Source organism: Burkholderia sp. WP9 (genome assembly GCF_900104795.1).
Taxonomy (GTDB): domain Bacteria; phylum Pseudomonadota; class Gammaproteobacteria; order Burkholderiales; family Burkholderiaceae; genus Paraburkholderia.
In genome coordinates, this window is sequence record NZ_FNTG01000002.1 from 2,446,319 (window position 1) to 2,471,391 (window position 25,073).

Here is a 25,073-nt window from a genome sequence, read left to right on the forward strand (position 1 = left end):
TGGGTGAACTTCGGTATGGCGCTAGACGGGGGCCGCGAGGGGCTCCCCGAGACGGCTTAGGCAGCGACCGGTTTGGTCCACTCGTTACCGGCCATGAAGCCGTCGAGTTCGGTGTGGACGATGTGGTTCGTGTAGTTGCTCATCACTTTGGTTGCCACGCCGAGAATGACTTCAAGGACGTTTTGACGGGTGTAGCCGGCGGCCAGGAATGCGTCGACATCTGCGTCAGGGACGAAGCCGCGCTCACGCACTACAAGCGTCGTGAAGCGATGCAGCGCTTCGAGCTTTGCATCCGGCAGCGGCGTTCCGGCGCGCAGCGCTGCGATCACGCCCGCGTCCATCTTGATCATCTTCGCCAGCGTGCTGTGACCGGCCATGCAGTAGTGGCAGTTGTTCTCGAAGTTCGATGTGAGGTAGACGACCTGCTGTTCGTGCGGCGTCAGCGTGCTTTTCGAGAACAGGTCCCACAGCGCCGAGTAACCGGCCAGCAGCGCGGGCGCTTCCGCCATATGCGCCTGAAGGTTGGGGACGAAGCCAAAGGCGCGCTTCGTGTCTTCGAGGCTGGCCTTCGAAGCGGCCGGTGCGTTATCGATCGTGTAGGTTTGGAAGTTGCTCATCGTTTTGCTCCTGCTGGTTGACGGTGAGCAAATGATGAAGGTCAGCGTTTTTTCGAAGAAGGCAGGCACCGTCGATAACAGTCATTCCTGGCAGGCATATAGCAATGGTTGAAGTGCTCACGCCTTAGAGGACAGATGGTCTAACGCAACGGGATGGATCGTTTGAATCTGGTCGACGGGTTTTGATCAATCAACTTTGAGGTGGGACCGACCGCTCCAGCTTCAAAGGCGGCCACACAGGTCGCGTGGGAGCAATTGAACGCTCGGGGTCGATGACGGCCGGCCACGACACGGTGTCCGGCAAGCGGTTGTTATGCTCCGCGCACCAAGCCGACGATGCCAGTCTCAACGCTCTCGAAACACTATGCGAAGTGTGTCAAAGTACCAACTCTTACTCGTGAGCGACCCCGCATGACTACATTACCGATTGCCGATCGATGGTTTGAACTCAAGCGCGTCAGTGACGAAATCACGCTACTTTGGGAACCGCACGTCGTGCCGCTGATGCGCTGCAATATCTGGCATGTGCGCGGGCGCGACCGGGACCTGATGATCGACACAGGGATGGGTATCGTCAGTCTGCAGGATGCCGCCAGGCACCTGCTGCAGAAGGACGTAACCGCCGTTGCGACGCATACGCATTCGGATCATGTCGGCGGGCATCACGAGTTTGAACACACGCTGGTTCACGAATTGGAGGCAGAGAACCTGCGCTCGCCGCGCGAGCCAGGCACTCTTCTGGCATCGGTATTGGGCGACGAAGCAATTCGCCGGTATCGCAAAGCAGGTTATCCGTTCGACGGTGATCTGATCACGGCCCTTCCGAGCGCTGATTATTCGATGTCCGATTATCGCGTGCGGGCGGCAACGGTCACGGAAATCGTCAAGGAAGGGAGCATTGTCGATCTCGGCAACCGGCATTTTGAAGTCCTTCATCTGCCCGGTCACTCACCGGGCAGTATCGGCCTATGGGAAGCGGCATCCGGCACTCTGTTCTCGGGCGATGCGATCTACGATGGCCCGCTGCTGGATGAGATAGGTGGCGCTGATATTCCGACTTACGTGCGCACGATGAAGCGCTTGCGTGAATTGCCCGTGCAAGTGGTCCACGCTGGACACGACGGGAGCTTTGGGCGAAAACGACTGGTCGAGTTAGTCGATGCCTATCTGGCTAAACGTACCTGAGCGCTCGCGAATGCGGTCTGCAATGGTGCGGTGCAATCGACAGCCGCGCGGAGGGGATGGCGGGCGCGTTGTCCGTGATTTTTTCGATGCCGCCTGTCCGTCGGCATGCGGCCCGCGCGTCATTGTGATGGCGGCTCGATGTAATTCATCCGCCTAACCCCATGACGGAGGCTCATATGCAATACCTATTGATGATCTATTCGGAAGAAAACCGCTGGAACCAGATGACCGACAGCGAGCGGCAGCAAGGGGTTGCCGCCTATCAGGCGTACACCGAATCGTTGAAAAAAGCGGAGGTGCTGGTGGGCGCCAACCGGCTGCAGCACACGAGGACGGCCACCACGGTGCGGTTCGTCGACGGCAAGCCGCAGGTGCTTGACGGACCGTATTCCGATTCGAAGGAGCAGCTCGCCGGCTACTATCTGATCGACGTGCCCAACCTGGACGCGGCGATCGCGTGGGCATCGCGTTGTCCCGGCGCGGCGCACGGCCTCATGGAAGTGCGCCCGGTCTGGACTGCCCCGTACGACGCGCCATCTGCTGCATGAGTCCGTCCGGCGGCGGCCCTGATGCTGGCGCCGCCGCGCGTGCGATTGCCGAGGCGGTCGCCCGCCGCAGTTACGGCAAGCTGGTCGCGCTGTTGGCGATGCGCACGCGCGACGTCGCGGCGGCCGAGGACGCGCTGGCCGACGCGTTCGCGACCGCGCTCGCGGGCTGGCCGGAGCGCGGCTGCCCAGCGAATCCCGAAGCGTGGTTGATGACGGTTGCGCGCCGCCGGGCGCTCGATGGCGCGCGTCATCGCCGTGTCGGCGACGAAGTGGTGAATCAGCTCGCGATCCTCGCCGACGAGATCGACGAGCGTGAAGCAGGCATGTTGCCCGACCGGCGGCTTGCGCTGCTGTTCGCGTGCACGCACCCTGCGCTCGAGGCCGCGATTCGCACGCCGCTAATGTTGCAGGTGGTGCTGGGGCTCGAAGCAAAGACGATTGCGTCCGCGTTCCTGATGTCGCCCGCCGCGATGAGCAAGCGCCTCGTGCGGGCGAAGAACAAGATCCGCGACGCGGGCATTCCGTTCAGCGTACCCGAGCGCGAGGAGTTGCCCGGCCGGGTCGCTGCGGTGCTCGAAGCGGTCTATGCGGCGTATGCGCAAGGGTGGACCGATCCCGTCGGCGTCGATACCGAGCGGCGCGACCTCGCCGGCGAGGCGCTGTTTCTCGCACACCTGCTCGTCGAACTGCTGCCCGAGGAGCCAGAGACACTCGGTCTGCTCTCGCTGATGCTTTATGCGCAGGCGCGGCGCGATGCGCGACGCGATGCGGCCGGCGACTACGTACCACTGTCGGCCCAGGATCCGGCGACATGGGATGCGCCGATGATCGACGCAGCCAACGCACTGCTGCGGCGCGCGAGCGCATTCAACGCGATCGGACGCTTTCAACTCGAGGCCGCTCTGCAGTCGGCGCACGTCTACCGCTGCCGGACGCATCGCCCGAACTGGGACGAAATCGTGCAGCTCTACGATGCGCTGCTCGCGATTGCACCGTCGCCCGTGGTCGCGGTGAACCGCGCGCTCGCGCTGGCGGAACGGGACGGCCCGCAGGCGGCGCTCGACGCGCTCGCCCCGTATGCGGACGATCCGCGGCTGGCCGACTACCAGCCGTACTGGGCCGCGCGTGCGGATCTGCTCGCGCGTGCCGGCGCGACGGCCGAAGCGCTCGACGCGTACGATCTCGCGATCGGACTCGAGCGCGATCCGGCCGTGCGCCGGTTCCTGCAGCGCAAGCGCATCGAGCTGTTATCGGCGAGACGTTAGATTAGACGTCGCGTTTGCCGTGCGAGGTTGCAAGCCGCTGCTCGGTCTGGACCGTTCGCATCGGAATTGAGTTGAGTCGATATGAATCCAACGTCCGATTTGTAGAACGGTCGTCGACCGGTTGAATCTGCCGCCAATAACGGTCAGTCGACACCTCCGCCTGAATCGTCGACAATCGGCCGATCTGACCATCCAATATTCATCGATGTCGATCGACGTTCCGGGAACCGAAGGTTATGCCGAGTATGCTGGGGCCTTGGCTAACGATTGGCGCAAGATTTCGTTCCGAGACCTCCACCAACCGGTTCTGCACCTGATACCGACGGCACCTTCGCGCATCCTCGACGTGGGGGCCGGCATGGGCCGCGACGCTGCCGCATTGGCATCGATGGGGCACTCGGTGGTAGCGGTTGAGCCCGTCGACGAACTGCGGGCTGCTGCGATCAACTTCTATCCGGCTTCCAGCGTCGTCTGGCTCGACGACAGCCTTCCAGAACTCCGCCTTGTCCGGGAGCGGGCGCACACGTTCACTGTTGTCATGGTTACTGCAGTATGGATGCACCTCGACGAAGCCCAGCGTCGCCGAGGGATGGACACCCTCTCTGATCTGTTGGACGAAGGCGGCCTCGTCATCATGTCGTTGCGCCACGGGCCGGTCTCTACGGGGCGGCGCATGTTTGACGTCTCCGCTGCGGACACGATCAGGCTTGCCGAAGCCCATACCCTGCAACTTCTGCTCAATGTTTGCAGTGACTCAGTCCAGCAAACAAACAGGAGCATGGGAGTCTCCTGGACGCGGCTTGTTTTCCGGAAGTGAGGATCGATGTGGCGGCGACCGCGCGCGGAGATTGTCGGCCATGAAGGGACACTCGACGAGACCGCGTCCATTGTCGACAATCTTCGGAGCTGCGCTTAGCCGCGGGAATTGGCGATCCGGCTTCCACCGTCGGCCAACCTTCTTAAAGCCCCCCTCGCCGCGTGCATACCGCATTGATCCTCATAATCGCGAACTGCTCTCTCGCTCCAGGCATATTTTGAAGGATGCATTCGTGATATGCCCGCTCACGCGGGAGCAGCATCTTGCTATTTCTATACAGCGCGTAGCATGACCGTTGAATGTAGTTCGAGGCAACTTGACTACGGGCGTCGCGCAACCCGACAAGCAAACACTCGTCGTATGAGGAGCCGCTATCGGCCAATGTAGGTTGCATTGTTACCAAACCCGAAAGGCATATTGCCGCTCGGGCGGCATACATCCGTAAAACGCTTATGGGCATTGCTAAGCTCTCAATCTGTAATTTGCTTGGGATGGTTTCACCCAGGATTTGAAAAAAGTTTATCAAAGCAAGGCCCATCCCACCCCCGGCATACTGAAACAACTTTCCGGCTGCATGCAATCACCAGCGCACGGATCGCACATTAGCTAGGCTTCCGGGATCGGCCGAGGCCGTGTCAAAACCCGGCCAATCACCTACACTGAATCAACCTTTTAGCGCGAGAGGCGGAGATGGGTCGATTCGTCGAAGGTGCGAACCGCAATCAGGCAACGCTGCTGCCGGAATGTCTCGAAGACTTCATCGCCGAAGACAATCCCGTCCGGATAGTCGACGCATTTGTAGACGAACTCCAACTGACCTCCTTGGGATTTGACGGGGCCACGCCCGCGATCACAGGCCGACCGTCTTACCATCCGGCCGTGCTGCTCAAAATCTACATCTACGGCTATCTCAATCGCGTGCAATCGAGCCGACGTCTGGAGCGGGAGTGTCAACGCAATGTCGAACTGATGTGGCTGACTGGTCGCCTCGCGCCAGACTTCAAGACGATTGCCGAGTTCAGGCGCAGCAATGGTCCGGGGATTCGCAATGTATGCCGGCGCTTCGTGGTGATATGCCGTGACCTGAAACTCTTCACGCAAGCAGTCGTGGCCATCGACGGCAGCAAGTTCAAGGCAGTCAACAGCCGCGATAACAACTTCACACCCAACAAGATTGCGAAGCGTCAGGAACAAATCGAGCAAAGCATTCAGCGCTATCTGGATGCACTGGAGACCGCCGACCGCACACAACCGGCCGAGGTAGAAGCAAAAACCGAACGGCTACGGGAAAAGATTGAAACGCTGCGCGAACAGATGCGCGATCTGGATCATGCCGCAGAACTGTTGAATGATTTACCGGGAAAGCAGGTCTCGCTCACTGATCCCGACTCACGCTCGATGATGTCGCAAGCCAAGGGCACAGGTGTGGTCGGCTACAACGTTCAGGTGGCTGTCGACACGAAGCATCACCTCATCGTGGCCCATGAAGTGACGAACATCGGTAACGACCGGACGCAGTTGAGCCCGATGGCCAAGGCCGCCCGCGATGCCATGGGCAAGAAGACGATCAAGGCGCTAGCCGATCGTGGGTACTTCAGTGCCCCGGAGATCAAGGCGTGCGATGACGCCGGTATCGCGGCGCTGGTGCCGAAAATGCAAACCTCCAGTGCAAAGGCTGATGGACGATTCGACCGGGCCGACTTCATCTACATCGCCAGAGACGACCAGTACCTGTGTCCGGCGGGCCAACGGGCGATTTACCGATTCAGTTCGGTCGAGCGCGAAAATCCGATGACCCTGCGTACCTACTGGAGTAGCGCTTGCCCGAAGTGCCCGATGAAAAGCCAGTGCACACCAGCTGATTACCGGCGTATCCGACGATGGGAGCACGAAGCGGTACTTGAGAAAATGCAGTCAAGGCTGGATCGCCAGCTCGACGCCATGACGATACGACGCCGAACGGTCGAACATGTGTTCGGCACGCTCAAGCACTGGATGGGTTCGACCCACTTCCAGACACGCCGTTTGGGCCATGTCGCGGCCGAAATGAGTTTGCATGTGCTGGCATACAACCTCAAGCGAGTCATCAGGATTCTCGGGTTCGCAAAGACGATGCGCGCAATGAAGCTGGCAGGCGCGTGAACTCGCGCGCCAACGTTGTTCATTGAGCAAAGCTCGATCACGTCATCCGCTTGCGTCTCGGTCCAACGCAATCGTGATCCCGACAGGACTTCACCAACCGGGCGTTCTGCACGTTTTTACACGGCCTCGGCCACGAAGGGACATTGGACGTCGCAAGCTCGATTGGCGACAATCCGTTATGCCTAAGAACATCGAGAGATATCCGTTTTTTGGTTGACTCGAGTATTCAAATTTTCCTTCTGCTACTATCGTCGCCCGACGTTGTCTGACGCTAGGCACGGCGCTTAACAACGTATGACTCACGTGCCGGAGGTCTTTGCAATGGAGAACATCCGTACGCCGAGAATAATTCTGCGTCGGCCAATCGGCCTTGATATAGACGCGCTGTACCGCATCTATGGCGATCCGCGCACAAACGCGTTCAATCCAGCTGGACCGATACCTTCGCGTGCTGACGCCGAGGCAACAATGGCTCGTTGGCTAAATCATTGGCTCGATAGCGGCTTCGGTATGTGGGCGATTAGCATATTGAACTGCCCGAACGAGGTTGTCGGCTTCGGCGGACTTACATATAGATCGTTCGGTCAGGAAAAAAAGTGAATCTGGGCTATCGACTTGCGGTCGAAGCGTGGGGTCAGGGGCTTGCGACTGAGCTGGCAACTACGGCAATAAACTTCGGGTTTCAAGCTTTGGGTCTGCAGGAGATCTTCGCCCTGGTCCGAAGCAACCATGTCGCTTCTCGGAACGTTTTGGAGAAGGCTGGGTTAACGCAATTCGGAAGTCTTGACGATGTGCCGGGAGATGCACCGAGCATCGTTTATCGAATCTCGCACTGATGATCGTGAACGAAATGAGTGGGTGCCTGTATCGGACGGAAGCCGTTTTCGAGTGAGATTGCGCCCGCATCATTGCCGACCGACACGATTGCTCGAGGAAAGTCGAATTACCGGTCATGGTTGGGTTAAGCCTTTCAAATAACAGCTGCGATCCGCGATTGAGTGGGCTATGTCAAACCGGCCTCGGCCGAGGCCGTGTCAAAACCCGGCCAATCACCTACACTGAATCAACCTTTTAGCGCGAGAGGCGGAGATGGGTCGATTCGTCGAAGGTGCGAACCGCAATCAGGCAACGCTGCTGCCGGAATGTCTCGAAGACTTCATCGCCGAAGACAATCCCGTCCGGATAGTCGACGCATTTGTAGACGAACTCCAACTGACCTCCTTGGGATTTGACGGGGCCACGCCCGCGATCACAGGCCGACCGTCTTACCATCCGGCCGTGCTGCTCAAAATCTACATCTACGGCTATCTCAATCGCGTGCAATCGAGCCGACGTCTGGAGCGGGAGTGTCAACGCAATGTCGAACTGATGTGGCTGACTGGTCGCCTCGCGCCAGACTTCAAGACGATTGCCGAGTTCAGGCGCAGCAATGGTCCGGGGATTCGCAATGTATGCCGGCGCTTCGTGGTGATATGCCGTGACCTGAAACTCTTCACGCAAGCAGTCGTGGCCATCGACGGCAGCAAGTTCAAGGCAGTCAACAGCCGCGATAACAACTTCACACCCAACAAGATTGCGAAGCGTCAGGAACAAATCGAGCAAAGCATTCAGCGCTATCTGGATGCACTGGAGACCGCCGACCGCACACAACCGGCCGAGGTAGAAGCAAAAACCGAACGGCTACGGGAAAAGATTGAAACGCTGCGCGAACAGATGCGCGATCTGGATCATGCCGCAGAACTGTTGAATGATTTACCGGGAAAGCAGGTCTCGCTCACTGATCCCGACTCACGCTCGATGATGTCGCAAGCCAAGGGCACAGGTGTGGTCGGCTACAACGTTCAGGTGGCTGTCGACACGAAGCATCACCTCATCGTGGCCCATGAAGTGACGAACATCGGTAACGACCGGACGCAGTTGAGCCCGATGGCCAAGGCCGCCCGCGATGCCATGGGCAAGAAGACGATCAAGGCGCTAGCCGATCGTGGGTACTTCAGTGCCCCGGAGATCAAGGCGTGCGATGACGCCGGTATCGCGGCGCTGGTGCCGAAAATGCAAACCTCCAGTGCAAAGGCTGATGGACGATTCGACCGGGCCGACTTCATCTACATCGCCAGAGACGACCAGTACCTGTGTCCGGCGGGCCAACGGGCGATTTACCGATTCAGTTCGGTCGAGCGCGAAAATCCGATGACCCTGCGTACCTACTGGAGTAGCGCTTGCCCGAAGTGCCCGATGAAAAGCCAGTGCACACCAGCTGATTACCGGCGTATCCGACGATGGGAGCACGAAGCGGTACTTGAGAAAATGCAGTCAAGGCTGGATCGCCAGCTCGACGCCATGACGATACGACGCCGAACGGTCGAACATGTGTTCGGCACGCTCAAGCACTGGATGGGTTCGACCCACTTCCAGACACGCCGTTTGGGCCATGTCGCGGCCGAAATGAGTTTGCATGTGCTGGCATACAACCTCAAGCGAGTCATCAGGATTCTCGGGTTCGCAAAGACGATGCGCGCAATGAAGCTGGCAGGCGCGTGAACTCGCGCGCCAACGTTGTTCATTGAGCAAAGCTCGATCACGTCATCCGCTTGCGTCTCGGTCCAACGCAATCGTGATCCCGACAGGACTTCACCAACCGGGCGTTCTGCACGTTTTTACACGGCCTCGGCCAGGAAGAGACGGTCGCCATACCGCCATAAGGGCCGTATTGAAGAAGCGCGCGGGACTTACTGTGGTGCGGGATCGTGACAGCAGACGCAAATCTTATTTCCCTCTGGATCCCGGAAGTACGCGCCGTAATAGTCGGGGTGGTAGTGAGCTCTCAATCCGGGTCGGCCTTCGCAAGAACCCTCGTTCGCGAGCGCGCTACCGTATGTGTTGTCGACTGATCGGCGATCAGGTGCGAGCAACGCTACCATTTGACCATTTCCGCGTCCTGCAGCGTTGCCGTCGTATGGCCTGCCAATAAGGAAAAGCGGACGAGGCATTCCTTCAGCCATCCAGCCGGCCCATGCTTTATCAGCCTCACAAAACTTCAGTTTATGCCCCAGCTCATTCATGATGGTCGAATAGAATTTAAACGCACGGTCAAAGTTGCTAACGCCGACAAAAACATGCGAAATCATTGTGCTCTTCCCTTGGGCAAACGGTGACGTTTATCCACGTTACCATGACGGAAGTAGATTGAAAATTCGTTGCAGTCTCAGTGCTGAATGGCTGCTATCGGAAACCGCGAATGTCCCTTCAGGGGCGCGTGCCGCCGATCGCTGTCAGGCAGGGCGCGGCCACAGCCGGACGGTCGACAAGGTGCTGGAGATCGTCAACAATCACCAAGGTTGGCCAACATAACCCCCGGGGAGAGCACTTTGCCTGAAGGAAATCTTCGGCTCTACGCCGATACTCAGTATGCGAGCCCGTACGCCATGTCCGTTTTTGTGGCTCTTCACGAAAAGAGGTTGCCGTTCGACCTTGCGACTGTGGATCTCGGAAGAGGAGCGAATCATGACGCGAGCTATGCCGCAAAGTCGTTGACGCAGCGCGTGCCGACGCTGGTGCACGAAGACTTCACCTTGTCCGAGTCGTCGGCAATTACCGAATACCTTGACGAAGCATTTCCCGAAACATTTGTATACCCGCAAGACAAATATCTGCGCGCGAGAGCGCGCCAGGTACAAGCCTGGCTTCGTAGCGATCTGATGCCCATCAGGCGGGAACGTTCCACGGAGGTAGTCTTCTACGGGGTGCTAGGCGCACCGCTTACGCCCTCGGCTCAGGTAGCGGTCCAGAAATTGTTCTCTGCAGCCGAAACCTTGCTCTCCGGAAACGCGACCAATCTCTTTGGAAAGTGGTGCATTGCCGACACCGATCTGTCGTTGATGCTAAATCGCCTCATCCTGAATGGCGATCAGGTACCGGCAAAACTAGTGGACTACGCAGCGTATCAATGGGAGAGACCTTCCGTGCGACGATGGATAGAGTTAGACCGTCCTCCCCTTTGAACATGCTAAATGCTCTTCCAGGATCACTCAGCACGTGATTTTTACGTCGATCCCACCGCGTCAGGCAAAGGTCGGCCACCGACGGCTGCTCGACGGCACGCTTCCGATCGCCGACAATCTTGTTTCTCGCCGCTGCTCCATCACAAACTTGCATTTTGACATCGTCGAGCAGGCAGCAGATTGCAGCGGATAGTCAATTCACTTCACTCATGGTTATGAACAACGCACCTCGGCTGACTTTCGTTGGTAAGACCATTGATCTTCGCGTCCTTCAACTCCAAGACGCGCCTCGGCTTATCGACGCTGCGGCAGACGGCGAGTTATGGAATTTGAAAGTGACTGTGGTGCCGGGACCGTCGACTATCGATTCATACATCGCTACAGCGTTGCGGGGGCTTAACGAAGGGCACGTCATCCCGTTCGTTATTATCGCTCGTGACAGCGGCCGCATCGTTGGCAGCACGCGCTTTTGGAAGATCGACAGGGGCAATAGGAAGCTCGAAATCGGCCATACTTGGCTGAGCAAGTCTGTCCAACGAACGGCGGCAAACACTGAGGCAAAATACCTCTTATTGAAATATGCGTTTGAGGTAATGCAATGCGTGCGTGTGCAGTTCACAACCGATGAGCTCAACGAGAAGTCGAGAGCGGCGATATTGCGCATCGGCGCAAAGCAAGAAGGTATCGTTCGCTATGAGCGGATCATGCCTGACGGTCGCAAGCGGAATTCGGTGCGGTTTAGCATGATTGATACCGAATGGTCTGACGTGAAAGCAACGCTGGAAGCTAAGCTAACGCGCTCAACAGAAGCGCCGAATACGGTTATCTAATTCTCCGAGCGGGCGCGCGCCGTGGTGTGAACCGCCGCGATCGCGATCGATTAGTTAGACGACCAGCGTGACCACCGACCGCACATGCGTTGTGTCATTGTTGCTTTGGGAATCCGGCTAGCGTTTCGCTAGCGAACCCGGGACGTCCTGTTTGAACGGCTGCTTTGGAGATCGGGCACTGTCCCTTGTGGGTCGCTTTCTGCCCGACGCTATTCGATCGATGTGGCTTGCGTGCCCGGTTCGACATGGGATTGGATTTGACAGCGTGCAGAGCGAGAAGCTGTCATCCATCTGTCGAGCGCAAACGAAACCTTGGGTCAAAGCGCGAGGCTTCTACTGTAAGTTGGAAATGCCGTAGAGTCGGATCCAGAACAGATGTGCCTGCGCGCTCCCGCATCATGAATCCGCAAACCGTTCGCATTCTCCAGCCTGCTGATCAAAAAAGATGCAAGCCACGGCGAATTGATTGTCGAAACAACACCCGCCACTCATCGAGCGGGGGCTTCGCCTGTATTTATAACGCTCGCGGCGCCTACAATCGCATCGTCGTCGGCCTCGAGGAGTACGACCTGATGTTCGCCGGCGACGGCATCGGCACGCAACGTTACCGCCGCGCCGGACCACTGACCTATGTCCACGATGCTGCGCACGACGTTCGATTCAGTGAGCGTACGGCCCGCGTTCTCGCCGCGGCCGATCGCCGTGACGTGACGAGCGTCGTAGCCAATCAGCAGCACATGCGCGCGTCCGAGGCCACGGCCAATGGATACCGAAACGCCACCGTTGGAACGTGTGGCGCGGACAGTCGCGGCCGTCACCCCATCGGACTTGGCGTGCTCGATAGCCGTGCCGGCTGCACTGCGATCGGATCCGACTAACTCGGCTTTGCCATCGACAACCATTTCGGGCGTGTACTCGAAGCCACGAAACCGTTGGGCGTACCGGGCCTGGCGCGCATCGGCGCCGTCGAATGAAAACGGGTCTTTCCAGCCGAGCCGATTCCAGTATGTGACATGAAACGCCAGAGGCAGAACGTCGGTGCGCGTGTCGCTCAACTCGGAAAGCAACCGATCCGCCGGTGGGCAGGAGGAGCAGCCCTCGGAGGTGAATAGTTCAACGACGACCGGACGCAGTGCGTCGGCGAGCGCATGCGAGGGGAGCAGCGCCGCAGCGCTCGCAATAATGGCAGTGAGAAGGCGGGGCAGCATATTCTGACTCCAGAAAGCGACCGTTATGGTAATCCGCTCTCAAGCACGAGCAGGTTAGTGTTGGAGCGGGCCGGACGAGTGCGATGAATTCTGTCAGTCGCTATCGCTAACGTCCTCGTTAAAGAAACCCAGATATGTCGGTGCGTCTGCCGCGCGAAATCGATTTTCAGCCTGTCGAGCGTTGGCGCCGATCGATTGCAACGTCGCGAGTGACGTCGAGCGATTCGTGATGATGTGCCAGGGGTGCGACGAACGCGGCTGGAGATCTTCGATCTGCGCACCTGAATCTCGCGCCGCTCGCAGCGCCGCTCCGAGGCGATCGCGTGACGGCGCGTAGACCGCGAAACCTTCGTTTGCGAGAGCGGCGGTATCGTACCCGAGCAGCGCACACAGATGCGTCTTGGCGACACGGTCGCGCTCGTCGGCTTCATGCGACTGCGCGATGAGGGCTGCCGTGTCAGCACTTGCGATCTGACCCGCGTGCATGAGCACGGGACCCGCGACAGACCAGGCGTCGGCAGGACAGGCCTTCGCGGCCGGGTCGAGTTTCACGAACGGGTTGACCTCGGCAGGATAGATGCGGCACACACGCGGGCGCCGATCGTAGGCGCCGCAAGACATATCTGGGCGGAGATTTGGGCACGGTCCGGCGAACGCGGCCACCAGTGTCACCGATACACGTACTGGCAGCGTTCCGCTATGCGCGGCAAATGAGCGGCGTTTTCGGTGTTGGGCGAGCAGGTCGGTTTGTTGCGGCTCCTGAGGCCAGACGATCGCGTCGCAGAACAGTTGCACCTCACCACCGCGCGCAATCCAGTCGAGCGCCTCGTGGACGGCGAGAGGCAGCCGCAGATCATGGCAGCAACGGCCACACATGGTGCACGAAAAGTGGGTTGGCATAGGCAGTATCGACGAACATTAGTTGGCGGGTAAAGCTAGTTCGTTCGGTAGGCGGCGCCGGTTACAGGTAGGGAGCCTCGTGTTGAAAAAATCATTGATTCGGCGGGACGGAATTGGCTGCTTTTTGTGGACTACAGTCGCAGACTTAATGCGCGCTACATCGACGAAGCTAAGACCCGCTGGACTAACTGCAATTCCGGTGAATTCAGCGGCTGCGACCGCTTGATCGCTTCATGTCCATTCCGTCTCGGGCAGTTGCTGCCGCTCGCTCATCCAACGAAGCCCGCACGCGAGCGGCAGGTCTGCTTCGTTATCCGCCAGACAATGGTCAAGCAGGCCAACGTCGACAATGGGTCGACAGCGGGCGGACAGGAAATTGATGGGCGCAGGCCGTCGCGAGAATGCTTATCTGACGCGGGGGAGGTACTGCCGTATCGCGGGCGAATCGGTAGCAGATGATCCGGCGGCTGGCGTGATAGTAGGATCAGGCATGTTGGGATACAAAGTTGCTTTGCCGCACGATTTTATCAGTGCGCTGCTTCTTCGGGCTGCCCGATCTTTCGTTGCCGGCCATCAAGCGTCATTCGATGGCTCCGGAGTTCGGACATTGACGCATCCGGTCCCCTGCTGGAAGCGGTCTTACCCAGAACGGCACACGGGAGCTGACCGCGCCGAGCAGCTACCGCGGGCGCCAGTGCAGAAAATCTTTCGGTTCCCAAAAATGCCAATTTCCTCCTACGATACGCACTGTTAGTGATCGCAGACATATCGGGATCATTGCACCGGTCGATCAAGGGAGGGGCAAGGAAGTGGAAAGTTTTCAGATACTCGATCACATCACGGACGGCGTCATGGCGCTCGACCGGGAGTGGAAGTTTCGGAACATCAACCGGACCGCTGCGCGGCTGCTGAAGCGTCGGTCCGAGGACCTGCTGGATCGCGAGATCTGGGCCGAATACCCCGACCTCATCGGGTCGAGCTACGAAGCAGCCTATCGGCAGGCGGCCGAGACCGGTATGCCCAGCACCGCGACCGACTTCTACGCGCCGCTAGGTACCTGGTTTGAAGTGCGGGCGTTCCCATGCGACGAAGGTATCGTCGTGCTGGTTCGCGATGTCACCGAAGCGCGCGCAATCTCCGAACGTTTGTCGCGCCAGGCCACGCATGATGAACTGACCGGCCTCATCAACCGCCGGGAACTGCTGCTGCGCCTGAACAGGCTCGTCGACGAAGGCGCGGCCGCTTCCGTCGATCTGCTCTTCATCGACCTTGACCGCTTCAAGGATATCAACGACTCGTTTGGCCACGCGGCGGGCGATGAAGTGCTGCGTGCCATCGGCGAGAGTCTTTCCGACATGTTTACCCATGGCGCCCATGTCTCGCGCATCGGCGGTGACGAATTCGTAATTTTCCTCGTCGACGCCCCCGAGGGCGAGGCCGCGCGCGTCGCGCGCGACGTCACAGTACGCATGCGCGAGCCAATTCAAACGCCGTGGGTGCGGGCCTCGGTGGGCGCGAGCATCGGCGTGGCGCGCTACCCCGTCTCGGCCTCAAGTGCGGGCGAGCTGCTGCGTAATGCGGACATCGCGATGTATCACGCGAAGCGCGCGGGCGGTTCGCATGTGTGGTCGTTTGGCAAGGAGGATGCGCAGCGCCTCTCGCATCGCCGGCGGCTACGCGCGGATCTGCAGAGCGCGAGCGCCACGCGTCAGTTCGAACTGCACTACCAGCCACAACTGGACCTGCATACTGGCCGCGTCTACGGAGCCGAGGCGCTTCTGCGATGGAACCATCCGCAACTGGGGCTGCTCACGCCGGCCGACTTCCTCGACGTGCTGCTTGAATCGCCGGCCTACGAGGCGACGGGCGACTGGCTGATTCGCCTTGCGTACCGCCAGGCGGCAAAATGGCAGGCGGCGAACCGCGTGCCGTTCAAGGTCGCAGTCAATCTCTCGGCCACGACGATCCAGAACTGCGATCTCGCCGCACTGGTTTCGGAGGCGGCCAAGGCAGCCGGTGTATGCACTTCCGCACTCGACATCGAGGTGACAGAGACTGTCGTCATGAGCGACTTCGCCGCCGCCTCGCGCGCGCTTTCAGCTGTACGAAGGCTCGGCGTGACTGTCTCGCTCGACGATTTTGGCACCGGCTACTCCAGCCTCGCATACCTCACACGGCTGCCTGTCGATCGCATCAAGATCGACAAGTCGTTCGTGCAAGAGCTCACTGTTAAGGAGACCAGTCACCAGGCACGCGCGATGGTCGAAGCGATGGTGGCGCTCGCGCGCGCGCTGGGCATGAGAACGGTCGCGGAAGGCATCGAGACCGAAACGCAATTCGCCCTCGTCAAAGAGCTCGGTTGCGATGCCGTGCAGGGATATTTCATTGGCAAGCCGGTATCGGCAGCGCGCATCGAACCTTACGCCGAGACACGGTTCGGGGCGGCTGGAGCTTCGTCGTTGCACGACGCAGGAAGCGGATCACGCTAGCGGTCAACACGCACCCCTCGGCGGCTTCGTTAGCGTGTCATCAGTGCGGTCGTGAAAGACCGTTTGTGAACCTGGATGCGCGCTCCGGAGCAACATAGGACGGTCGGCCCCTGTGGGTCGCCTGCTGCCAATCGCGGCCTTACGCGCAATACGAATGAATGCCCCATGCATGAGACAGCAAGCGGCCAACAGGAAGGAAGCCCAGCTTCGTTCAAGATAGCAATTCGTCTCCCTATGCAAAGTCCCGGTATGGCTTGCAAAGGCGCAAAGAGTTGCATATGTTCATACGTAAGCCACCGATCACGAATCTGGAATCTCGCTGGCCGACCATTCACGTGAATGATCACTACCTCTGGAGAGCATCGGTCATGGTCGAGCAAAGGCGGATTCATGCTGTGATCCTCGCCGCAGTGATCGCCTCGGTTGCGCCGACCTGTCAGTCGGAAAACACCACGGACTGGCTGGCGAACACCTATGGCACCCTCGCCGCCCACGTGGGTAACACCGCGCGTTCCATGTGGGTCGCGCCCGAAGGCGTCATCTACACGGCTTCAATGTGGGACGAGTACGAGGGTGGCGTCGCTGTCTACCAGGCCGGCAAGAGCCTCGGCTCGATTGGAGCGCACGGAGAGTTTCAGGGCGGCGCGATCACGGGCAGCGCGACGTCGATCTTCGTGGCACTGCAGCCCGGCGGGACATACGGAAGTGGAGCGGTGGGCCGGTACAACCGCACCACCAGGACTCGCGATCTCCTGATTCAGGTCAGCGCATTTAACAACCTGCCCCGGGTCGACGTCGTCACTGGATTGGCCACGGCGGCCTCGCTCCTTTATGCGAGCGACTTCTATGGCAATCGCGTGCGGATATTCACCACCGACGGTGTCTGGAAGCGGGACATCAACGTCACGGGCCCGGGCGCCCTCGCGGTAGATGGCGCGGGCAACGTCTGGGTCGCACAGAAAGGCGAGGGCTCGGTCGTCGGGTTCAGTCCAACCGGCGCGCTGTTGAACACGATCCAGATGCCGGGTGGGGCGCGGCCATCGGCACTTTATTTCGATGCGTCATCGGGGCAACTCATGGTTGGGGACGAAGGCCCCGATATGAACATCAAGCGCTACAAGCTTTTGGGCACGCCAGCGCTGGCCGGTACATTCGGTATTCAGGGTGGTTATCTCGATTCCACGACGGGAATCAAAGGGCAGGTTGGCGACAAGCGCTTTACCCGCGTCACTGGCATCGGCAAGGACACCGCAGGCAACCTCTATGTGCTCAACAATCCGTGGGGTGGAAGCTGGGATCTCGGCCGCGACGGCGGCACTGACATTCACTCTTACAACAGTTCTGGTCGGCTGCAATGGAAGCTTCAGTCTCTCAACTTTGAGGGGATCGCCGCTGCGGACCCGGGTACTGACGGCGTCTACTTCTATGGCGGCACCGACATCTACACCGGCACCGCAGGGGGAACCTTCGTAGCGAACACTGTCGATCCGTTCGAGTATCCATCCGACCCGCGAATCAACATCAACGATCGCTCGCGGGACGAGCATTTCGGTCAGCTTGCCACCGTCGGCGCAAACCGCATCCTTGTTGCATCCGGCCAGAATCCCGATACCTATTACTTCTTTCACTTCAATGCTGCGAATGGCTACATCGCAATACCGGACGCCACGCTTCCTGGTGCGGCGTTCAAGACGACCGCAGCGGTCAGGGCCGGCTTTTGCATTGACAGCAAAGGAGGCGTGTGGGCTGGACTGGACAAGACCGGTTACATCTACCACTATCCGCTGATCGGCTTCGACGCCAGCGGCAAGCCAGCATGGGGGCCCGGCATCCCCATTCGCATTCCCGAGAGCATCAAGCCGTTGACGCGCATCGTCTACCTCCCGGATAGCGACACCATGATTCTCGGGCAGGGGATTGTTGGGAGTACGGACTGGACGTCGATAGGTACGCGGATTGAGGTGTATCACGGCTGGAGCGCGGGCAACACCACGACACCCAATCCGGTGATCAACCTCTCCCACGCTGGCGCCAAGTCGATTGACGCGGCCGGCAGCTATCTGTTTGTCGGCTACTGGTTCGGTAGCGGACAAGCTTTGCCGAACATCGACGCCATCAATCTCGCTACTGGCAACCTCGACACCACACTGGTCAACACCAGTACCGGTACTGTTGACGCCAGCAGTGCCATCGATTCGATGTACGGCGTCAGGGCATACCGTCGGTCGACGGGCGAGTACGTTGTCACGAAGAACAACGTCAAAGGTTCCAGCATTACCGTTTATCGCTGGACGCCGTGATCCTGCGTTTCGTTGGTGAGAGTGCGGCTTGTTATGACCGTTTCTGCTCTGCAGAGCAGACTCACGGGTGAATGGCTACGGCGGTGAGAATCAAACGGCCGCTGGGGTCGACCTGCGGTGTTCATCATCTAGCTGAGTGCGGCCAGCTTGAATCATTCACTAGTGTCCGCTTTGGGTGTCTCTGATGAGAGAGGATAACCATCTATTCCGGACTGTTAAACTGGCAGGCGCTGGCTGAATTCTCACACCATGGATACTCACGAACAAAACCGCCCATTGTCTGCATCCGAGATGTCGCTCGCTCGTTGGATGCTTGAGCACGGCGAGCCGAAAGCGCGAGAGTTTTTCGAACAACTCGCAGCGGCCGAGGTCACGCCATGGCGCTGTCCGTGCGGCTGTGGGTCCATCAATTTCCAGATCAAGGACCGCGGACCTGCATCACCGGGCGTACATATCCTCGGGGACTTTATTTTCGGCCCAGACGATGAACCAGCCGGGATATTCATATTCGAGAGCGGCGGTTTGTTGAGTGGCATCGAGGTCTACGGGCTCGCGGGCGATGCTCCTGCAGAACTGCCCCGAGAAGACGCGCTTCGGCCTTTCTCTCCCGGCGACGGCGAGTCATCGTAGGTTCTGGCCCGTAGCAAAACCACACAAATGGCGCGGGCAATTCGACGGACCGCTTTACGGCTGCGAGTCTCGTATCCGATACTTCCCCTCCGGGGCATTCACGGACCTCCGTTGGCGCAGGTCACATCTTGCGGTGCAGAGAACAACAATTTCGGACATCAGGCGCAGCGCAACGCGTGGACTCTGAAGAGTATCATGTCACCCGTTGGGCGCACCCTTGAGCCAAAGCGTCGTACCATCTCGACACGTCGCTACTCGCGCTCGAACCGCACGGCTACGATCTGGGGCACCGTGGCCCATTCAAACACACCGTGCCACGCGTCAAATTTGCGAAGTTTGTCTTTGCCGCATTGTCGGCGATGGTTGAAGAAAAGCGCTTTTTGTAAGTCCTGGAAACCAGAACAAAGGGGAATGCCATGGCCAAGTGCGATCGCAATCACGAGGTTCTCTTCAACGAAGGCCGTCGGCAGTTTCTCGGCTACACCGGCGCCGGGGTGCTCGCGGCGGTGCTGCCCGGCTGCGGTAACAACGACATCCATTCGGCGCCTTATCAGCAGACCATTGCGCTCGGCCAACAGATGATCCAGCAGGCCGTCAGTGATCCAACGAATCCCATTGCGGCAATCTCGGTCGCGATGGTCAAGGGCAGCACGGTGGTCTGGCAGCAGGCGTTCGGGTTGGCGTCGGTGCCAGGGCAGATCAAGGCAACGCCGCAAACGCGTTTTAACATCGGTTCGGTCAGCAAGTTGTTTCCGGCGCTGGCGGCGGCGATCCTCGTCGATCGCGGGCTGATCACGCTCGACACACCGATCGTCAAATATCTGCCGACCTTCACGATGTTGTCGCCGGAATACGCGCAGATCACCACGCGTCATTTGCTTTCGCATGCGTCCGGTCTGCCTGGCACGAATGGGCGCAATCTCTTCACGTTTCAGCCGGTCGCCGGCTACGCGGCCGACACGCAAGCCGAACTCGCCAACACGCACCTGAAGCATCTCCCTGGTGAGCTGGCCGTCTATTGCAACGACGGCTTCACGATGGTCGAGCAGATCGTGCTTGCCATGACGGGGCAGAGCTTCGCGGACTTCGTCCAGTCGGCGATTCTCGCGCCGCTGAAGATGACCCAATCCAGCTATCTGACGAGCGTGCCGTCCAGCGGATCGTTCTCGCTGCCGTACGTGAACGGCACGCAGCATCAGGAATTCGTCAATGCGTACGCGACCGGCGGGCTGAGCTCGACGCCCACCGACATGATGAATCTCGCACAGATGATCTACGGCGGCGGCGTGTTCCAGGGACAGCGCATCGTGTCTGCGGCGGGCATCGCGCAGATGGGTATGGATCAGACAAAAAGCCTGACGATCAACCCGTCGCCGGAATGGCGCTGGGGTCTCGGCTGGGACACGGTCGTGCAGCCGGCGCTCAACGCCGCAGGCGTACTGGGCTGGGAAAAGGACGGCGGCACCGCGTTCTACTCGACCGAATTTTTCGTCGTGCCCAACTCGCAGTTCGCGCTACTGGTAACCGGCAATGCGGGCTACAACGCCCGCGCGATTGCCGAAACGCTGGTGCTGTCGGCGTTGAAGGAAGATGGCACGATTCCGTCGCTGCCAGCGAAGCTCGGTACGACGGCGCCGCCGGTCGCATCGGGGCCGGGCATTGCGAGCGGAGCGGGCATCTACGGCAATTCCGATTCGCCGTACCAGGTGCTCGCCAACGCGGACGGTAGTCTGCAGATCAACCAGTGGGACGCCGATACGCGAGGCTGGGCGCAGATCGGCGCATACCGGTATCGCAGCGACGGCTGGTGGTGGAGCGATACCGATACGGCGTCGTATCGCTTCGCCGTCGTGTCGGGCAACGACAGTGAAGGAAGTGCGTTCAGCTTTCGCTATCTGATGAAGCGGGTCGTGCCGGGCGCGGGCTATGCGTATCTGACGCTGCCGGTCGGTCAGCAACTCGCACCGCTAGCGGCGCTCGACAGCGCGTGGCAGCAACGCGTCGGTACGAAATGGACATTGACCAACGATTCGCCGAGCGCGGTGCCGATTGCCGTTCTTGGCAATCCGCCGGCGTTTTTCGCGACACTCGCCGAGCTTCCGGGCTACGTGCTGTACGGCAACGAAGATCTTCGCTATCAACTGTTCGTGCCGGTGAGCGATACGCTCGGCGGCATGTCGATTAAAGTGCCGGGCAATTTTGGACGCGACCTTTACGAAATCCGTTTCGCGTCGACCACCGCGACGACGCTGACGATCGGCAGTTCGATCTACGCGCGGATCTGATGGGGAGACGTGAAGCGACCGGGAATGGTTGTCTGGACGACGATTTATCAGCCCCGGCGGTGCTGTCACGTTGCTGGGTTGGTCGAGTCAGTGTCCGCCCTCGGGAAATTTGTTTGATGCTGATATTCTTCGAGCTACTGATTAATCAGTGAAAGTTTTTTTCGAGTCAACGGATTTGTCCGGCTTCGGTTTGATACAACGTTGATCGAATTGCGTCGGGTTCTTGCAAGGGTGATTTGGTTCCGGCTTTGTCCTGCAATGTGGTTGAATGGCGACGACCGCTTCGGCTCGCCGTCGACTAGCGGCACTTACCAGGGCATCTCATACTTAACGCACAAGCGCGACCGGCCACGGCCCGGACTCACGGCATCTCGGAGGCTCGCGCCAATGCTTGCGTGTCGACATATTCCCGAATGATCGTCAGCTTGCCATTTTGAACAGTAATGGCGAAGACCCAATGATCTTCCCATGTCCTCTTGGTGGCCTTAACCCTTCCCTTAGCAAACCCGATCACGAGCACCCGGTCTCCCTGCGCGACGAATTCACGTGTCTCCACGAATGAAGTCTCCATTGGTTCGGATTCTTTCTGGAGAAGATCTTCCAACCCGTCGTGCCCGCGGCGCGCGCCTGCCAGCGGCCAGTCTTCGCCGGGAATGATCCATTCAACATCCCCGGCACACAAGGCCAGCAGACTTTGCATATCACCGCGGCCGACTGCCGCAAAGAAGTCCTTTACGATCTGGACATTCTGATCGACGCTCATCCCGATGTCTCCCTTCTTTTATCTCCGGCCGTGTCCGCTCTGACTGGACACGCTATCGGCCCGCCGATGAGAACGTGACGTCGCTGATTCAGCCGATATCGACCTTCAAGGCGATGTCCCAGGTGCCAGCGCCGTTTTTGGCCACGCCGATCATCATCAGGCCGAGCGCCTCAAGCGTCTGGGCCATCTGCAGGCCGCCGACATCGAGCGGACGCAGCCCGATAGTTTCGAGGAAGGTCGAGACACGCGCCTTGGCTTTTGTGTCGTCGGCTGCGATAAACGCGTCGAGGCGTCCACCCTTGGCGAGTACGTGACCGAAGATGGTATTGAAGGCCTTCACGACATGGGCGCCGGCGGGAAGGCCCTTGGCGGTCTCCTGCGCACCGGAACTGCCGTGCGGAGTCACGAGGCCCGAAAGGTCGGGCGCAACCGGGTTGGTGATGTCGACGATGACTTTGCCGTCGAGCGCCTTTCCGAAGTCGGCCACCACCGCCGCCGCGCTGGGATATGGCACGGCGAGAATGACGATGTCGCCCGCCGGCGCGGCGCCGTACTTCCCTGTGATCGCTCCGGACGCGAGCTGGTCGGCCAGTGCCTGCGCCTTTGCGTTATCGCGGCTGATCACCTCGACAGTCTGTCCAGCCTTGGCGACGCGGCCAGCGATCGCAGTGGCCATCGCTCCTGTTCCGATAATGCTGATAGTGCTCATGTGCAGTTTCCTCGTTAGTTGGGGTATTGCTGTCTGCGGGCTCGTTCCGACCCGGCTCCCTGCCGTCGGCCCAGTTCAGCCGGCGGGGAAATAATGACCGTTGCCCATGTCCTCGAGCAGGCCTGGCTGAGCAGGCTCCCAGCCGAGAGCCTTGCGCGTGATGGCGTTGGACGCCGGGAAGTCGCCCGTGACCACAGCCGAGAGGAACCCGAAGTAGCCGGGCACCATCAGTTCGTCAGCGGGAATGCTCACGGCGGGCACGCTCAGGCGAGCGGCGATGGCCTCAGCAATCTCGCGGAACCGGATACCCTCGTCGGCAACAGCGTGCCAGGTCTTGCCGGCGGCACCTTTCTCCAATGCCAGTCGGAACAAAGAGGCCAGATCGCGGATGTGCACGGCAGGCCACCGGTTCTCGCCGTCTCCGGGGTAGCCAATGACGCCTTTCTCCTTCGCAAGCCCGATCAGGATCTGGAGGAAGCCGACGCGATCGGCCGTGCTGTGTGCGATGAGGGGAATCCGCACGACCGAAGACCGCACGCCTTGCTCGGCAAGGCCGACGACAGCGGTCTCCACGACGTTGCGAGCCCGCAGGGTGCCTGCGTCCAGGGGCCTGCTGGGAAGGGCGGGGTCATCCTCTGTCGCCGGTCGGCCCAGGCTGACCGGCGCGACAATAGGGGCCTCCCGACCCACGTTCGTGGGCGCGCCGATGCTGCCTGCGACGACCAGCGGTTTACCCGTCCCCGCCAGCGCCTCGCCGAAAGCGAGCACGATTGAGAGCTCCGAATCGCCCAAGGCGGCGATCCCACCGGCTTGAAGCAGGTCAGCCCGGTATCCGACGTGGATGACGCCGTCGGACTCGGCCGCTGCCGCTTTGAGCCCATCGAGGTCGCTAAGATCTCCGCGACGCGCCTTGGCGCCGAGAGCGGACACCGCAGCAGCCGACTCGTCCGTTCGCGCCAAGGCGGTGACCTCGTGGCCAGCCGAGACGAGGTCGGGGATGATGTGCGAACCGGCGTGGCCGGTCCCGCCAGTGATGAAAACGTGCATAAAACTCCCCCTTGTGGGTGATGTGATGAGATGAAGTGGCGACCTTTGAACTGGAGCGGTAGCCAGGACAACATGAGAGAACTGGGTGTTGAACGCCTTAAAAACATCTGCATAGGCAGGCGCCGCCTTAACGATCTCCCTCGCGCCGAAACTGCCCTCTGGAGTCACAAATCCCCTGAAGTCCGAGTCGATGGGATTACTGATGTCAATGACGAGCTTGCCTGCTAGCGTTTTGCGGTACTGCTTCACTACTTCGAGAACGGCGGCGTAGCGACCCGCCAGGACAACGAGGTCGCCCGCCGGTGCGGCGCCGAACGTGCTGGTCGTCGCACCAGCACCGACCTCGCGGGTCAGGGCCTGTGCCTTCGCCTTATCGCGACTCATCACCTCAATAGTGTGTCCAGCCTTGACGGCAAGGCGACCGACCGCTGCGGCCATACTGCCCGCGCCGATGATGCTGATCGTGCTCATGTGCAGTCTCCTGGTGAGTTGACTGGTGCCTGCACCGCTGCAGACCATGCTAAACACATCACTTGCAAAAAACAAGTAAATGATTGAAATTCACTTGTCATATGCAAGCGATGTTAAGATGTAGCCATGAAGACAGCACGTAAAGACGATGTTCGATCCCACTGCGCGGTGAACTACGGCGTGGAGATCTTTGGCGACCGCTGGTCGCTCCTGATCATTCGCGACATCGTTTTCAACGGTAAAAAGACATATGGCGAATTCCTGAAATCGGAAGAGGGAATCGCGACCAATGTCCTCGCGTCCCGCCTTGCCTTTCTTGAGGAGCAAGGCATTCTCTCGAGGGCGCCCAATCCCGACGACAGGCGTAAGGACTTCTACACGCTGACAGAGAAAGGTCTGGACCTTATTCCGGTTGTAGTCAGTGTAGTGATATGGAGTGCGAAATATGATCGGAAATCGTACGTGCTGCGCGATAAGGAGTTCAGTGCTCGGTTAGCTGCGAATCCCGCCCAAGTGGGCGAAGAGCTGAAGGCGCTGGTCCGCGATGGCGGATGTCTGTTTCCTGAGAGCAAGGGCTGAGCAGGATCGCAAATGCGCTTCGTCACGTCAAAGGAGTAACTCGACAGTCCGCGGACTGAAAGGTGCATCGAATAGTGTGACCGACGTCCGAAATGGGTCCGTCATCCGCCATTGATGATTGCCCAACGCCTGCGGCCGCTCAGGGTCGAGCCAGGTCAATGACCTTCCGGAGCAGTTCGGCCCGGACGAACCTTTCGACGTCACGCCAGCCTTCGCCAGCCATCCAGCGCACGTGTAACGCACAAAATGGTCGAGCGTCCGGCCGACCGAATCAGCACGATGCACTT

Annotated in this window: 23 protein-coding genes and 1 pseudogene; 15 read left to right on the forward strand and 9 right to left on the reverse strand. The window is 59.7% G+C overall.

Features of this window, described 5'->3' with window-relative positions; translation table 11 throughout:
• Positions 1-56: 56 nt before the first annotated feature.
• Complete coding sequence (locus BLW71_RS32090; RefSeq protein ID WP_091806807.1) at positions 57-617, reverse strand: carboxymuconolactone decarboxylase family protein; 561 nt, start codon at positions 615-617, stop codon at positions 57-59.
• Between the two features lie 411 nt (positions 618-1,028).
• Here BLW71_RS32090 and BLW71_RS32095 point away from each other — a divergent pair, with 411 nt between their 5' ends.
• From BLW71_RS32095 to BLW71_RS32115, 4 genes are all read left to right on the forward strand, one after another.
• Positions 1,029-1,802 (forward strand): MBL fold metallo-hydrolase, encoded by a 774-nt coding sequence (locus BLW71_RS32095; RefSeq protein WP_091806809.1) that lies wholly within the window; start codon positions 1,029-1,031, stop codon positions 1,800-1,802.
• Positions 1,803-1,978: 176 nt separating this feature from the next.
• On the forward strand, positions 1,979-2,350 hold the full coding sequence (locus tag BLW71_RS32100) for a YciI family protein (RefSeq protein WP_091806811.1): 372 nt from the start codon (positions 1,979-1,981) through the stop codon (positions 2,348-2,350).
• Positions 2,347-3,615: an RNA polymerase sigma factor gene (locus BLW71_RS32105; RefSeq protein ID WP_091806813.1), complete on the forward strand. Its 1,269-nt coding sequence runs from the start codon at positions 2,347-2,349 to the stop codon at positions 3,613-3,615. The genes BLW71_RS32100 and BLW71_RS32105 overlap by 4 nt, the downstream gene beginning before the upstream one ends.
• A 205-nt stretch (positions 3,616-3,820) precedes the next feature.
• Complete coding sequence (locus tag BLW71_RS32115; RefSeq protein WP_091806817.1) at positions 3,821-4,432, forward strand: class I SAM-dependent methyltransferase; 612 nt, start codon at positions 3,821-3,823, stop codon at positions 4,430-4,432.
• Between the two features lie 142 nt (positions 4,433-4,574).
• Here the strand turns inward: BLW71_RS32115 and BLW71_RS42805 are convergent, their stop codons facing one another.
• Positions 4,575-4,970 carry a VF_A0006 family four-cysteine protein gene (locus BLW71_RS42805; RefSeq protein ID WP_353615905.1) on the reverse strand — a complete coding sequence of 132 codons (396 nt, stop codon included), beginning with the start codon at positions 4,968-4,970 and terminating at the stop codon, positions 4,575-4,577.
• Between the two features lie 152 nt (positions 4,971-5,122).
• Between BLW71_RS42805 and BLW71_RS32125 the strand changes: the two genes are divergently transcribed.
• The 4 genes from BLW71_RS32125 (at position 5,123) to BLW71_RS32135 (ending at position 9,115) form a co-directional block, all read left to right on the forward strand.
• Positions 5,123-6,574, forward strand: a complete 1,452-nt coding sequence (locus BLW71_RS32125; RefSeq protein ID WP_091806819.1) for an IS1182 family transposase — start codon at positions 5,123-5,125, stop codon at positions 6,572-6,574.
• Positions 6,575-6,895: 321 nt separating this feature from the next.
• The gene (locus tag BLW71_RS42040) at positions 6,896-7,174 is read left to right on the forward strand and encodes a GNAT family N-acetyltransferase (RefSeq protein WP_218157137.1); all 279 of its coding nucleotides are present in this window, start codon (positions 6,896-6,898) and stop codon (positions 7,172-7,174) included.
• Complete coding sequence (locus BLW71_RS42045; protein WP_218157138.1) at positions 7,171-7,410, forward strand: GNAT family N-acetyltransferase; 240 nt, start codon at positions 7,171-7,173, stop codon at positions 7,408-7,410. The genes BLW71_RS42040 and BLW71_RS42045 overlap by 4 nt, the downstream gene beginning before the upstream one ends.
• Before the next feature lie 253 nt (positions 7,411-7,663).
• Entirely contained in the window at positions 7,664-9,115 is a 1,452-nt protein-coding gene (locus tag BLW71_RS32135; protein WP_091806819.1) for an IS1182 family transposase, read from the forward strand.
• Between the two features lie 188 nt (positions 9,116-9,303).
• Here BLW71_RS32135 and BLW71_RS32140 read toward each other — a convergent pair whose 3' ends face one another.
• The gene (locus BLW71_RS32140) at positions 9,304-9,702 is read right to left on the reverse strand and encodes a VOC family protein (protein WP_091806822.1); all 399 of its coding nucleotides are present in this window, start codon (positions 9,700-9,702) and stop codon (positions 9,304-9,306) included.
• A gap of 240 nt (positions 9,703-9,942) precedes the next feature.
• Here BLW71_RS32140 and yfcF point away from each other — a divergent pair, with 240 nt between their 5' ends.
• Both yfcF and BLW71_RS32150 read left to right on the forward strand, forming a co-directional pair.
• A complete protein-coding gene (gene yfcF / locus BLW71_RS32145; protein WP_091809122.1) occupies positions 9,943-10,575 on the forward strand; it encodes a glutathione transferase in 633 nt (210 codons plus the stop codon).
• A gap of 209 nt (positions 10,576-10,784) precedes the next feature.
• The gene (locus tag BLW71_RS32150; RefSeq protein WP_091806824.1) at positions 10,785-11,405 is read left to right on the forward strand and encodes a GNAT family N-acetyltransferase; all 621 of its coding nucleotides are present in this window, start codon (positions 10,785-10,787) and stop codon (positions 11,403-11,405) included.
• 488 nt (positions 11,406-11,893) lie between these two features.
• Here the strand turns inward: BLW71_RS32150 and BLW71_RS32155 are convergent, their stop codons facing one another.
• Together BLW71_RS32155 and BLW71_RS32160 are read right to left on the reverse strand one after the other, a co-directional pair.
• Positions 11,894-12,613: a DUF1223 domain-containing protein gene (locus tag BLW71_RS32155; protein WP_091806827.1), complete on the reverse strand. Its 720-nt coding sequence runs from the start codon at positions 12,611-12,613 to the stop codon at positions 11,894-11,896.
• Between the two features lie 93 nt (positions 12,614-12,706).
• A complete protein-coding gene (locus tag BLW71_RS32160) occupies positions 12,707-13,513 on the reverse strand; it encodes a YkgJ family cysteine cluster protein (RefSeq protein ID WP_091806830.1) in 807 nt (268 codons plus the stop codon).
• Positions 13,514-14,322: 809 nt separating this feature from the next.
• Between BLW71_RS32160 and BLW71_RS32165 the strand changes: the two genes are divergently transcribed.
• The 4 genes from BLW71_RS32165 (at position 14,323) to BLW71_RS32180 (ending at position 21,217) form a co-directional block, all read left to right on the forward strand.
• Complete coding sequence (locus tag BLW71_RS32165) at positions 14,323-16,002, forward strand: putative bifunctional diguanylate cyclase/phosphodiesterase (protein ID WP_091806832.1); 1,680 nt, start codon at positions 14,323-14,325, stop codon at positions 16,000-16,002.
• A gap of 368 nt (positions 16,003-16,370) precedes the next feature.
• Positions 16,371-18,302: an SMP-30/gluconolactonase/LRE family protein gene (locus BLW71_RS32170; protein ID WP_091806835.1), complete on the forward strand. Its 1,932-nt coding sequence runs from the start codon at positions 16,371-16,373 to the stop codon at positions 18,300-18,302.
• Between the two features lie 249 nt (positions 18,303-18,551).
• Positions 18,552-18,932, forward strand: coding sequence for a hypothetical protein (locus BLW71_RS32175; protein ID WP_143048410.1), 381 nt, complete (start codon positions 18,552-18,554; stop codon positions 18,930-18,932).
• A gap of 416 nt (positions 18,933-19,348) precedes the next feature.
• Complete coding sequence (locus tag BLW71_RS32180; RefSeq protein ID WP_091806840.1) at positions 19,349-21,217, forward strand: serine hydrolase domain-containing protein; 1,869 nt, start codon at positions 19,349-19,351, stop codon at positions 21,215-21,217.
• 361 nt (positions 21,218-21,578) lie between these two features.
• Here the strand turns inward: BLW71_RS32180 and BLW71_RS32185 are convergent, their stop codons facing one another.
• The 4 genes and pseudogenes from BLW71_RS32185 to BLW71_RS42425 all read right to left on the reverse strand — a co-directional run.
• A complete protein-coding gene (locus tag BLW71_RS32185; RefSeq protein ID WP_091806842.1) occupies positions 21,579-21,980 on the reverse strand; it encodes a nuclear transport factor 2 family protein in 402 nt (133 codons plus the stop codon).
• Positions 21,981-22,068: 88 nt separating this feature from the next.
• The gene (locus BLW71_RS32190; protein ID WP_286162227.1) at positions 22,069-22,695 is read right to left on the reverse strand and encodes an NADPH-dependent F420 reductase; all 627 of its coding nucleotides are present in this window, start codon (positions 22,693-22,695) and stop codon (positions 22,069-22,071) included.
• 69 nt (positions 22,696-22,764) lie between these two features.
• Positions 22,765-23,736: an SDR family oxidoreductase gene (locus BLW71_RS32195; protein WP_218157150.1), complete on the reverse strand. Its 972-nt coding sequence runs from the start codon at positions 23,734-23,736 to the stop codon at positions 22,765-22,767.
• 198 nt (positions 23,737-23,934) lie between these two features.
• Positions 23,935-24,255, reverse strand: a pseudogene (locus BLW71_RS42425) (NADPH-dependent F420 reductase); the annotation flags it as partial.
• 78 nt (positions 24,256-24,333) lie between these two features.
• Between BLW71_RS42425 and BLW71_RS32200 the strand changes: the two are divergent.
• Positions 24,334-24,786: a winged helix-turn-helix transcriptional regulator gene (locus tag BLW71_RS32200; RefSeq protein WP_091806850.1), complete on the forward strand. Its 453-nt coding sequence runs from the start codon at positions 24,334-24,336 to the stop codon at positions 24,784-24,786.
• Positions 24,787-25,073 lie beyond the last annotated feature (287 nt).

Excerpts from the sequence above, each read along its gene's own strand:
- BLW71_RS32115 (WP_091806817.1), top strand. The coding sequence starts at position 3,821 with ATGTCGATCGACGTTCCGGGAACCGAAGGTTATGCCGAGTATGCTGGG.
- BLW71_RS32160 (WP_091806830.1), bottom strand. The coding sequence starts at position 13,513 with ATGCCAACCCACTTTTCGTGCACCATGTGTGGCCGTTGCTGCCATGAT.
- BLW71_RS32125 (WP_091806819.1), top strand. The coding sequence starts at position 5,123 with ATGGGTCGATTCGTCGAAGGTGCGAACCGCAATCAGGCAACGCTGCTG.
- BLW71_RS32175 (WP_143048410.1), top strand. The coding sequence starts at position 18,552 with ATGGATACTCACGAACAAAACCGCCCATTGTCTGCATCCGAGATGTCG.
- BLW71_RS32090 (WP_091806807.1), bottom strand. The coding sequence starts at position 617 with ATGAGCAACTTCCAAACCTACACGATCGATAACGCACCGGCCGCTTCG.
- BLW71_RS32195 (WP_218157150.1), bottom strand. The coding sequence starts at position 23,736 with ATGCACGTTTTCATCACTGGCGGGACCGGCCACGCCGGTTCGCACATC.
- BLW71_RS32095 (WP_091806809.1), top strand. The coding sequence starts at position 1,029 with ATGACTACATTACCGATTGCCGATCGATGGTTTGAACTCAAGCGCGTC.
- BLW71_RS32105 (WP_091806813.1), top strand. The coding sequence starts at position 2,347 with ATGAGTCCGTCCGGCGGCGGCCCTGATGCTGGCGCCGCCGCGCGTGCG.
- BLW71_RS42040 (WP_218157137.1), top strand. The coding sequence starts at position 6,896 with ATGGAGAACATCCGTACGCCGAGAATAATTCTGCGTCGGCCAATCGGC.
- BLW71_RS32185 (WP_091806842.1), bottom strand. The coding sequence starts at position 21,980 with ATGAGCGTCGATCAGAATGTCCAGATCGTAAAGGACTTCTTTGCGGCA.
- BLW71_RS32180 (WP_091806840.1), top strand. The coding sequence starts at position 19,349 with ATGGCCAAGTGCGATCGCAATCACGAGGTTCTCTTCAACGAAGGCCGT.
- BLW71_RS32200 (WP_091806850.1), top strand. The coding sequence starts at position 24,334 with ATGAAGACAGCACGTAAAGACGATGTTCGATCCCACTGCGCGGTGAAC.
- BLW71_RS32100 (WP_091806811.1), top strand. The coding sequence starts at position 1,979 with ATGCAATACCTATTGATGATCTATTCGGAAGAAAACCGCTGGAACCAG.
- BLW71_RS32155 (WP_091806827.1), bottom strand. The coding sequence starts at position 12,613 with ATGCTGCCCCGCCTTCTCACTGCCATTATTGCGAGCGCTGCGGCGCTG.
- BLW71_RS32135 (WP_091806819.1), top strand. The coding sequence starts at position 7,664 with ATGGGTCGATTCGTCGAAGGTGCGAACCGCAATCAGGCAACGCTGCTG.
- BLW71_RS42805 (WP_353615905.1), bottom strand. The coding sequence starts at position 4,970 with ATGGGCCTTGCTTTGATAAACTTTTTTCAAATCCTGGGTGAAACCATC.
- BLW71_RS32140 (WP_091806822.1), bottom strand. The coding sequence starts at position 9,702 with ATGATTTCGCATGTTTTTGTCGGCGTTAGCAACTTTGACCGTGCGTTT.
- BLW71_RS32150 (WP_091806824.1), top strand. The coding sequence starts at position 10,785 with ATGGTTATGAACAACGCACCTCGGCTGACTTTCGTTGGTAAGACCATT.
- BLW71_RS32170 (WP_091806835.1), top strand. The coding sequence starts at position 16,371 with ATGGTCGAGCAAAGGCGGATTCATGCTGTGATCCTCGCCGCAGTGATC.